The sequence below is a fragment of the Micromonospora sp. NPDC049529 genome, assembly GCF_055586685.1.
Window position 1 is genome coordinate 443,525 of record NZ_JBVJHT010000005.1, and the last position, 9,039, is coordinate 452,563.

9 protein-coding genes are annotated in these 9,039 nt (G+C 73.2%); 6 read left to right on the top strand and 3 right to left on the bottom strand.

Features of this window, described 5'->3' with window-relative positions; translation table 11 throughout:
• Nucleotides 1-15: 15 nt before the first annotated feature.
• The 4 genes from ACZ6QQ_RS11400 (at nucleotide 16) to ACZ6QQ_RS11415 (ending at nucleotide 3,143) form a co-directional block, all read left to right on the top strand.
• Nucleotides 16-636 carry a cyclodeaminase/cyclohydrolase family protein gene (locus ACZ6QQ_RS11400; protein WP_465875858.1) on the top strand — a complete coding sequence of 207 codons (621 nt, stop codon included), beginning with the start codon at nucleotides 16-18 and terminating at the stop codon, nucleotides 634-636.
• Nucleotides 633-1,481: a bifunctional 5,10-methylenetetrahydrofolate dehydrogenase/5,10-methenyltetrahydrofolate cyclohydrolase gene (locus tag ACZ6QQ_RS11405; RefSeq protein WP_465875859.1), complete on the top strand. Its 849-nt coding sequence runs from the start codon at nucleotides 633-635 to the stop codon at nucleotides 1,479-1,481. Before ACZ6QQ_RS11400 ends, ACZ6QQ_RS11405 begins: the two co-directional genes overlap by 4 nt.
• 276 nt (nucleotides 1,482-1,757) lie before the next feature.
• Nucleotides 1,758-2,351, top strand: coding sequence for a hypothetical protein (locus ACZ6QQ_RS11410; RefSeq protein WP_465875860.1), 594 nt, complete (start codon nucleotides 1,758-1,760; stop codon nucleotides 2,349-2,351).
• A 177-nt stretch (nucleotides 2,352-2,528) separates the two neighbouring features.
• Entirely contained in the window at nucleotides 2,529-3,143 is a 615-nt protein-coding gene (locus ACZ6QQ_RS11415; protein ID WP_465875861.1) for a hypothetical protein, read from the top strand.
• Between the two features lie 56 nt (nucleotides 3,144-3,199).
• Here ACZ6QQ_RS11415 and ACZ6QQ_RS11420 read toward each other — a convergent pair whose 3' ends face one another.
• Entirely contained in the window at nucleotides 3,200-4,408 is a 1,209-nt protein-coding gene (locus ACZ6QQ_RS11420) for an aminotransferase-like domain-containing protein (protein WP_465875862.1), read from the bottom strand.
• Between the two features lie 180 nt (nucleotides 4,409-4,588).
• Between ACZ6QQ_RS11420 and ACZ6QQ_RS11425 the strand changes: the two genes are divergently transcribed.
• Nucleotides 4,589-5,194, top strand: coding sequence for a response regulator transcription factor (locus tag ACZ6QQ_RS11425; protein WP_465875863.1), 606 nt, complete (start codon nucleotides 4,589-4,591; stop codon nucleotides 5,192-5,194).
• Between the two features lie 132 nt (nucleotides 5,195-5,326).
• Nucleotides 5,327-5,929: a response regulator transcription factor gene (locus tag ACZ6QQ_RS11430; protein WP_465875864.1), complete on the top strand. Its 603-nt coding sequence runs from the start codon at nucleotides 5,327-5,329 to the stop codon at nucleotides 5,927-5,929.
• Nucleotides 5,930-6,009: 80 nt separating this feature from the next.
• On the opposite strand, the gene ACZ6QQ_RS11435 is transcribed toward ACZ6QQ_RS11430, so the two are convergent.
• Both ACZ6QQ_RS11435 and lanKC read right to left on the bottom strand, forming a co-directional pair.
• A complete protein-coding gene (locus ACZ6QQ_RS11435; RefSeq protein ID WP_465875865.1) occupies nucleotides 6,010-6,138 on the bottom strand; it encodes a SapB/AmfS family lanthipeptide in 129 nt (42 codons plus the stop codon).
• An 11-nt stretch (nucleotides 6,139-6,149) separates the two neighbouring features.
• Entirely contained in the window at nucleotides 6,150-8,801 is a 2,652-nt protein-coding gene (gene lanKC, locus ACZ6QQ_RS11440; protein WP_465875866.1) for a class III lanthionine synthetase LanKC, read from the bottom strand.
• Between the last annotated feature and the right edge of the window lie 238 nt (nucleotides 8,802-9,039).

The following is a 9,039-nucleotide window of genomic DNA, read 5'->3' on the forward strand; positions in this document are numbered from 1 at the left end:
GGAGGACGAGCGCGGATGCGCGACGAGAAGATCGGCGACTTCCTGGACCGGCTCGCCGACCGGGTCCCGGCACCCGGTGGCGGCGCGACCGCCGCGCTGCACGCCGCCCAGGCGGCCGCGCTGCTCGGCATGGTCGCCCGCTACAGCACCGGTGAGAAGTACGCCGAGCATCGCGACACCATCGACCGGATCCGGGACGGCGCCGACGAGCTACGCGACGCCGCCCTCGGGCTCGCCGCCGCCGACGCGGCCGCCTTCACCGAGGTCAGCGACGCCTACCGGCTGCCCAAGGAGTCCGAGGCGCAACGGTCCGCCCGCTCGGCCGCGATCGCCGCCGCCCTGGTCGGCGCGGCGCAGCCACCCGCCCGGGTGATCGCCACCGCCGCGACGATCCTGACCCTGGCCGAGGAACTGCTGCCGATCGGCAACCCGAACGTCAGCTCCGACGTGGCCGCCGCCGTCGAGGCCGCCCGCGCCGCCGCCACCACCGCCCGGGTCAACGTCGAGATCAACCTCAGCGGCGTACGCGACGACGCCGCCCGCGCCGCACTCGTCGCGGCCGCGGACCGGGTCGACGGGCTCGCCGCCCGCGCCGACCGGGTCACCGCCGCCGTACGGGCCGGGATCGCCGGATGAGCGGGCTGCTGCTCGGTGGCCGTGAACTCGCGGCCGCCATCCGGGCCGAGACCGCAGAGCGGGCCGCCGCGCTCGCCGCCGCCGGAACACCACCCCGGCTCACCGTCGTGGTCGCCACCGACGACGAGGCCAGCGCCTGGTACGTACGCTCGATCAGTACCGCCGCCGTCAAGATCGGGATCAGCTGTGACGTCGTCGAGCTGGGTGGCGACGCCGACCCGGCGACGATCCGCGCCACGCTGACCCGGCTCAGCGCCGACGACCTGGTGCACGGCGTCATCCTGCAGACTCCGCTGCCCGCCGGGGCGAGGCTGGAGGACCTGGCCGACGCCATCGCGGTGGACAAGGACGTCGACGGCGCGAACCCGCTCAGTCTCGGCCGGCTCGCCGCCGGTCTGCCCGCGTACCCGCCCGCGACGGCCGCGGCGGTGCTGGCGATCCTGGACCACCACCGCGTCGAGCTGGCCGGGCGGCGGGTCGCCGTGATCGGACGGTCGACCGTGGTCGGCAAACCCGTCGCCCACCTGCTGCTGGACCGGCACGCCACGGTGACCGTCTGCCACTCGCGTACCCCGGATCTGGCCGCCGTCACCTCGACGGCCGACGTCCTGGTCGTCGCGGCGGGCCGGGCCGGGCTGGTGACCGCCGAGCACGTCAAGCGGGGCGGGGTCGTGGTGGACGTCGGCACCAACCCGACCGAGGACGGCGGCCTGGTCGGGGACGTGGACGCGGATTCGGTCGCCGACCGGGCCGCCGGACTCACCCCGGTTCCCGGCGGTGTCGGTCCGGTGACCACCGCGTTGCTGCTCAACCACACCGTACGGGCGGCGGCCGGGCGGTCGTGACCGGTCCGGTGTTCCCGCCACGGGCCGAACGGATCGACGGGTAACCATTGACCGGGCGCCGCCCGGCGTGCTCCGATGGTCGGTATCGCCACGGCGTCGGGGGCAACCACGCCGGTCGGCGGAGCCGGATCAGGCACCAGGCGGTGGCCGTCGCGTCGAGCGGCGCCCCGGACCGGGCTGTGACCAATGCTCAGACACGCCCCGGAATCGCCGCCACCACCACGCGATCTGACCGCGTTGGCGATCCCGCCGGGGTTCGATCCGTGATGGGAAGACATGCGAGTTTCTCCGGAAGAGGTCCCGTCGGCACGAGTGTCGGACTGGTGGCGTAACCGGTTCGTCTGGGTCGCCGTCATCCTGCTGGCGGTGTCGGCCACGGTCGTCCTCGTGGCAAACAACGCCGGTTCGGGGACGCCGCCTGCCGACGATCTCGCCAGCCAGCTCGGCCGCCGCCTGGTCGTGGTGCTCGAACAGCTCGAACCGGAGCAGCACCAGGGTCACGGCGAGCACGCCGGCGACACGACCGCCGAGTCCACACTCGTCTGCGGGGTACGGGTCTTCGGCTTCGAACCGGCCGAGGCGACCACCGTCGAGGCGGTCCGGACGGCGTACGGGTTCCACCTCTGCGGGGTGGCCGAGCCGAACCGGCCCTGGGACTGGGCGGTCAAGCTCGTCGGTCCGGTGGTGGTTTCGATGGCCACCGATCCGCCGACCGTGCAGGTGGCCGAGGCGACCAACGAGGTCTCGTTCACCGACCGGGTGGGGCAGCTCTTTCCCGAGCGCTACCAGCAGGAGGCGCGGCAGGAGTCGCTGGGGGAGCAGCGGATGGCCGAGTTGCGCCAGCGGTACGACCAGGCAGCCGGTCTCTGACTATTCGGATCAGTCCGGCATATCCGGCTGATGCTTGAATAAGAGAGGTGATGCTGATTGGTTATGACATAGGACACAGGCTGTCGGCACCTCGTTGCGTAGCCGCCCGGACAGCGGGCAGGGTCGAGCCCTACCGCGCTGACCACGGCGTTCGCCTCACTACGTCCGGGAGCTTCCGTGCCCGCCCACCGCCGTCCGCTACCGCCCCCACCCCGGCCCGCGATCGGGGTGCTCGCCGCGATCCTCGTCGGTAGCGTCGGCCTCGGGGTCGCGCTCACCGCCGCCGGCACGTCGGGTCCCGACCGCGTGCAGAACCGGTCCGGCGGTCCGTCCGCACAGGGGATCGGCCGGGCCGCACCGGCCGCACTCGCGGAGACACCGATCGAAACCCCGGTGTCGGCGGGGCCGACCGACGTCATCGCGCCGATGAGCCCGGCGGCGGCCGAGACGAGTGTGCCGACCCCGTCGGTGGCCGGTTCCGGCGGCACCGGCGCCGCCGACCCGGTCACGGCAGGCGGCGCGGCGATTCCCCGGCCGCACGCCACACCGTCCCGGACTCCCCGGTCGACCCCGCGCGGTTCGACCCCGGGCCGTCCCACACCGACGCCGACCAGCCCGACCCCGACCCCGTCGGCCCCGTCGGTCCCGCCGTCGCCGTCACCGACCCCGAGCGAAACACCGTCGCCGTCCGCCAGCCCCGACGACGAGCCGACCCCCACCCCGACCCTCAGCCAGGAACCGGATCCGACGCCGACCGGCAGTTTCGACCCGACCGAGGCCACCCTCGGCTGACCCGCTGACGCAGCACGGGTGGGGAAACCGGTCGGCGCGGCTCGTCGCAGGCCCGGTCAGGAGCCACGAGCAGGTTGGCCCCCCGGCGTGGACGAGCCCAGTTGCGTCACCGCTCGGGCCAGCCGTCGCGCCCCCTCGGTCAGCAGGTCGGGCGTGAACAGGGAGAACGACAGTCGCAGGTGGGTGTCCCCGGTGCCGCCGGTGACGAAGAAGTGGGTGCCGGGCAGGTACGACACCTCGTTCGCCTCGGCGTACGGGAGCAGTGCGGTGGCGCCGACCGGGGCGGGGAGCCGCAGCCAGAGGAACCAGCCTCCGGCGGGAGTGGTGCAGGTGACCTCCGGCAGGTGCTCCCGGACCGCCGAGACCAGTGCGTCGCGTTGCCCCCGGTAGCGCGCCCGTACCCGGTCGAGGTGACGCTCGTACGCACCGGCTCGGGCGAACTCCGCCATCGTCAGCGCGGTGGCGTGGTTGACCCCGCCGCCGCTGTCGATGTAGCCGCGCCCGGCCAGGGCAGTGATCACGGATGGTGCGGCGGTCAGCCAGCCGAGCCGCAGCCCCGGCGCGACGGTCTTGGCGAACGAGCCGAGCCGGATCACCGACCCGTCCTCGGCGGTGCTGTAGAGCGACGGCGGCGCCGGCCCGTCGTACGCGAGTTCCCGATAGGTGTCGTCCTCGACCAGGACGATCCCGGTCCGCTCGGCCATGGTGACCAACTCCGTGCGGCGCGGCTCGGCGAGACTCCATCCGGTCGGATTGCCGAAGGTCGGCACGAGGTAGAGCAGCGGCACCCGCCGCCCCTCCCGGCGCAGCCGGGTGACCAGGTCACGGGTTGCCGCCGGGTCGATCCCGTCCCGGTCGGTCGGTGCCGGCACCAGGGTCACGCCGTGGTCGGCGAGGACCCGAAAGGCCAGGTGGTAGGTGGGCGCGTCGAGCAGCACCGTGTCGCCCGGCTGGCAGAGCAGCCCGGTCACCAGGTCGAGCGCGTGCGAGGCGCCGGCGGTGACGAAGATCCGGGACGGGTCGGGGGCCCGGCCGTCGGTCTGCCCCAGCCGGTGCGCCAGCCACTCGACCAGCGGGCCCGGCCCGTTCGCGTGGCCGTAGGTGAGCGCGGCGCCGCCGTACCGGTGCAGGGCGCCGACGCACGCCTGTGCCCACTCGTGCGTCGGGAGGGTGGCCGGGTCGGGGTGGCCCCAGGCCAGGTCCACGGTTCCCGGCCGGCCCCGGAACTGCACGATGGGAAGCGCGTTCGGCGCGGTGGGGGACATCTGCTCAACATAGTCATCGTCATCGAGCCGTCGAAGCCTCCGGCCGGACCTGCGGAGCGCGGCTTCCTCCACGACCGACACTTGCGTACTGTGCGCGCCACGTAACCTGCCGTTACGATGTCGTCGGTCGAGTCGAACACGAAGGGTCACTGTCAACGGGGCGTCGAGATCGGAGGCTTCGTGGTCCGCGTGTTGATCGTCGAGGAGATCGGACTGCTCCGGGGTGCGCTGCGGATGGTGTTGTCCAGTGCGGACGACGTCGAGGTGGTCGCGGATCTCGCCCCGTCGGCCGACGTGGTCGCCGTGGCTCGGCGGGAACGGCCGGATGTCGTACTGATCGACGTGGGGCCGCCGGGGCGCGGACCGATCGAGGTGCTGCGACAACTCGACCTGACGGGGCGGGGGACAGCGGTGCTGGCGATGAGCGCGCGGCACTGTCCGGAGACCGTCCGGGCGGCGCTGGGCGCGGGCGTACGGGGGTTCGTCGACAAGAACCTGCCGCCGACGGAACTGCTGCGGTTGCTCCGGTTGGTCGCGCTGGGGGAGCGGGTGATCGATCCGGTGGCCGCCGTCGCCGCGCTGAGTCCACCGGTCGGCCCGCTCACCGTACGGGAGCGGGAGGTGTTGCGGGCGGCGGCGGAGGGCCTGCCGCTTCGGGAGATCGCCGGCCGGCTCTACCTGGCGTACGGGACGGTACGCAACCATCTGACCGTGATCCTGCGCAAGACCGGCGCCCGCAACCGGCTGGAGGCGGTACGGCGGGCGCAACGCGACGGTTGGCTGTGACCGGCCGTCGTCGCGCCAGTGAGGGCTCAAGGAACCTTCGTGCTTAAATCCCTACATATGCTGACTCTGTCGCCCTGACCCGACCGAACTGCCTTTCGGCGCCACCCTGACTGCGGGAGAGGTAACGGTAGATTGATCCGGACGCTGCTGGCTCTCGACGGTGCGCTGATCCGTGGCGCGCTGGCCTTCGTACTGACCATCGAGGACGACATCGACGTGGTGGCCGAACTCGATCGGATCGAGCAGGTCGGGCCGGCGATCCGGTCGAGTCGCCCGGACGTCGCCGTGGTCGACTCGGGGCTGCTCGGCACCGGCGGGCCGGCCGGGTCGACGCTCCGCTACGAACACTCCTGCCCGGTGCTCGTGCTGGTCGACCCCCGGCGGCCCCAAACCCTCTGTGGCGCGCTGCACGCCCGGAGCCGGACCGTCGGCTTCCTCGGCAACGACGTCACCCCGCAACGGGTGGTGGACGGGGTACGCCGCCTCGCCCGTGGGGAACCGGTGGTCGACGCCGACCTGGTCGTCGCGGCCCTGAACACCGAGAGTCCGCTGACCGTCCGGGAGACCGAGGTGCTCCAGATCGCCGCCGACGGGGCCCCGGTGGTCGAGATAGCGGCGCGGGTCGGGCTGTCGCCGGGCACCGTACGCAATCACCTGTCCCGGATCGCGTCCAAGGCCGGCGCCCGGACCCGGATCGAGGCGGTGCGGATCGCCCGCGACGGCGGCTGGATCTGACCGGCCGGAATCGCCAAGGCCTCGGTGGATGCCCTGGGTGGGTACGCCGGGTACCCACCCAGGGCACAGTGTCGAACCGATCAGTTGCAGGTCGTCAGGGACAGCGAGCTGTCGCCACAGAGCAGCAGGCTGGCCCGGCTTCCGCCCGGGTCGGTGCCCTTGAGCTCGTCCGTGGTCAGCTCCAGGCCCTGCAGGTCAAGAAGCGCCATGTCGTGCCACCTCATCTCACTCGTTCGATCGGTTGTCCACCCTCGCGGGCGCGAGGGAGCCTGGGTTCGGTCGCCGCCGCCGGGAACGGGGTCCAGGGGGCGAGGAACGGCAGCGTCACCGGTCGGTCGGACCGGGCCGAGGCGACCGCGAGCAGCACACCGGCGGTGCCGGTGGCGAGATCCATGGAGAGCCGCAGCAACTGTTCGCCGGGAAACGCCAGACCGTCCCGGTACGGCATCGCGTGCCAGTCGAGCCGCCGGAGCTGCCCGTCCAAGTCGTGCCGGTCCCCGTCCACGCCGTCCGGTTCGGGCAGACCGGCGGCGGCGCGGGCGGCGAGGTAGACGATGATGCCGGCCCGACCGGCGAACAGGCCGGACTGGACGTAGAGCGGTGACCGGGCGGCCCGCCGGATCGCCGCAGCGGCCTCGGCGAACTGCTCGTCCGGGCGGTGCCGCAGATACTGGTCGAGGACGAGCCCGATGCCGACACTGCCGTGCGCCAGGTACGGCATGGTCCGCCAGCCCTCGTCGACCTCCATCGCCCCGTCCGGGCGGACCACGCAGCGCCGCAGGTCCCACCGGAGCGCGGTGGCGGCGAGGTCGAGCAGGGCGGGATCACCGGAGATCTCGTGCAAGCGCAGGAACATCAGCGCCGGGCCGGACCGACCCCGGGTCAGCCCGGCGTACGGATGCCGCCCGCCACTGATCCGGCTCCCGCTGTCGTCGGCCTCGGTCACCCGGTCGGCGACCAGGTCGGCGGCCTGCCAGGCGGCGTCCCACAGCCCCGGCTCGTCGGTACGGGCGGCCAGTTCGGCCAGGTTGAGCGCGATGCCGGACAGGCCACCGGCGAGATCGTGGCCGAGTCGGGTCCACGGTTCCCGCAGGCAGACGTCGAGTACGTCGAGCGCCCGCTGCCGGTGACCGAGGTGCTCCAGCGCGTACGCCACCCCGTGTAGCCCGTCGTAGAAGCCGCACCGGCTGCCCGAGGGCGGGTCGAGTGCCCGTTCGACCAGCCAGTCCTCGTGTTCGGGGAACCGGCCGGCACCGCTCTCGGCGAGGGCGTACAGGACACCGGCGGCGCCGTGGGCCAGGTTCAGGCCGCCCGCGCGGAACTGCTCGATGTCACCGGGGAAGAGCCGGTCCGCACGCTCCGGGGTGGCGCTGGACAGGATCGCGGTGGCCAGTCGCGTACGCGGTCCCGGCCAGTCGGTCGGCCCGGTCGGGACGTCCGGCGAACCGGTGTTCGTCTCCTCCCGGCTGCCGGTGATCTCCTCGACCGCCTCGTCCAGGAACGTCGGGGGCAGCGGGAAGTGGGCGGCGATGATGTCGGCGAAGTGCCGGGCCTTGGCCGGGGCGAGTCGGAGCAGTTGGGTCAGCGGCAGGAACAGCGCCAGTCGGAGGCAGGCCAGGGCGTACCGGTCGACGGCGAAGCCGGTACGTTCACGCGGCGCGGCGAAGCCCTGGTTGCGCAACCCCGGTCGGCCGGCCTCGGACACCGGCGCGGCGACCTCGAAGTCGACCAGGGTGACCCGGTCGTCCGCCCCGACCATGACGTTGAACAGGTGCAGGTCGCCGTAGACCACGCCCCGCTCGTGGATCGCGTCGACGGTCGCCTCGACCTGCCGGTACACGTGCTGCGCCCAGTCGGCGTACGCGGCCAGCCGGTCGGTGTCCGCGTCGACGTCGATCAACGGGTAGCGCTCGACCAGCACCCGGTTCAGTGGCTGCCCGACGACGAACTCCAGGGCCAGGAAGCGGTGCTCGCCCAACCCGAACTCGTCGTGCACCCGGGGCAGTCCCGGTACGTCGGCCAGCCGGCGCAGCATGTCGCCCTCGCGGGCCAGCCGGGTCACCGCGTCGGCACCGGTGGCGTCGAGTCCGGCGTACGGGCGGGCCTCCTTGAGCACCACCGGGGCGTCGGTGCGCAGGTCCCGCCCGACGTAGAGGCCACCACCGTTGGAGAAGTGGATCACCCGTTCGATCCGGTACGGCAGGTCACCGGTGCTGGTGGCGTTGCGGGCGGCGAGGTGCGGGGCGAGGAAGTCCGGCAACGTCACCCAGTCGGGCAGGTGGAAGACCGGGTCCCGCCGGTCCGGCACGAGCGTGCCGTCGGGGTCCGCGATCGCCGGGACGACCTGCCCGTGCGGGGAGAGGCAGTAGCGCGCGGCGAAGCCGCCGTAACGGACGAACACCGGCCCGGCGCCGTACCGCAGGTCACTGAGGATGTACGGCCCGGCCTCGCCGGCGAGCCGTTCGTCGAGTTCCTTGCAGGCCAGTTCCAGTTCGTCCGGGTCCCGTGGGTAGATGGTGACGAACTTGCCGCTGGAGCCGCGCGGCGCGTACTTGGCGTTGCGCAGCAGCAACAGGCGCGGCCCACGGAGGAACTTGAACGACAGCCCGCGCGCCACGCAGTAGTCCCAGGCGACGTCGAGGACCCGGTCGGCGTTCTCCAGGGTGGCCGACAGGTGGATCTTCCAGCCCTGGGGCGGCAGGGTCGCGCCGAGCGGGCCGTAGACGTACCAGTCGTCCTTCGGCTCCCGCTGCCAGCCGGCCGGTACGGCGCGGGCGGCGACGGCGAACTCGGCCGTGGCGGTGCCGGTGGTGGCGAGCGAGTCGTAGAAGAGCGGATCGGCCGCGCAGTACGCGTCGTAGCGTTCGTCCATCGTGGCGGCTCCTCCGGCGGAATCCTGCGGGACCCCTTGACTCGATCGACGATTCGAGTCTCGTGCACGGGACGGCCGGGCCTCTAGTGCGCTAAGTCATCGTCCCGCGTGCGGGACGCACGGCAACCGGTGACAAATGTCAGCGCGGGGGGGGGGGGGGGGGGGGGGGGGGGGGGGGGGGGGGGGGGGGGGGGGGGGGGGGGGGGGGGGGGGGGGGGGGGGGGGGGGGGGGGGGGGG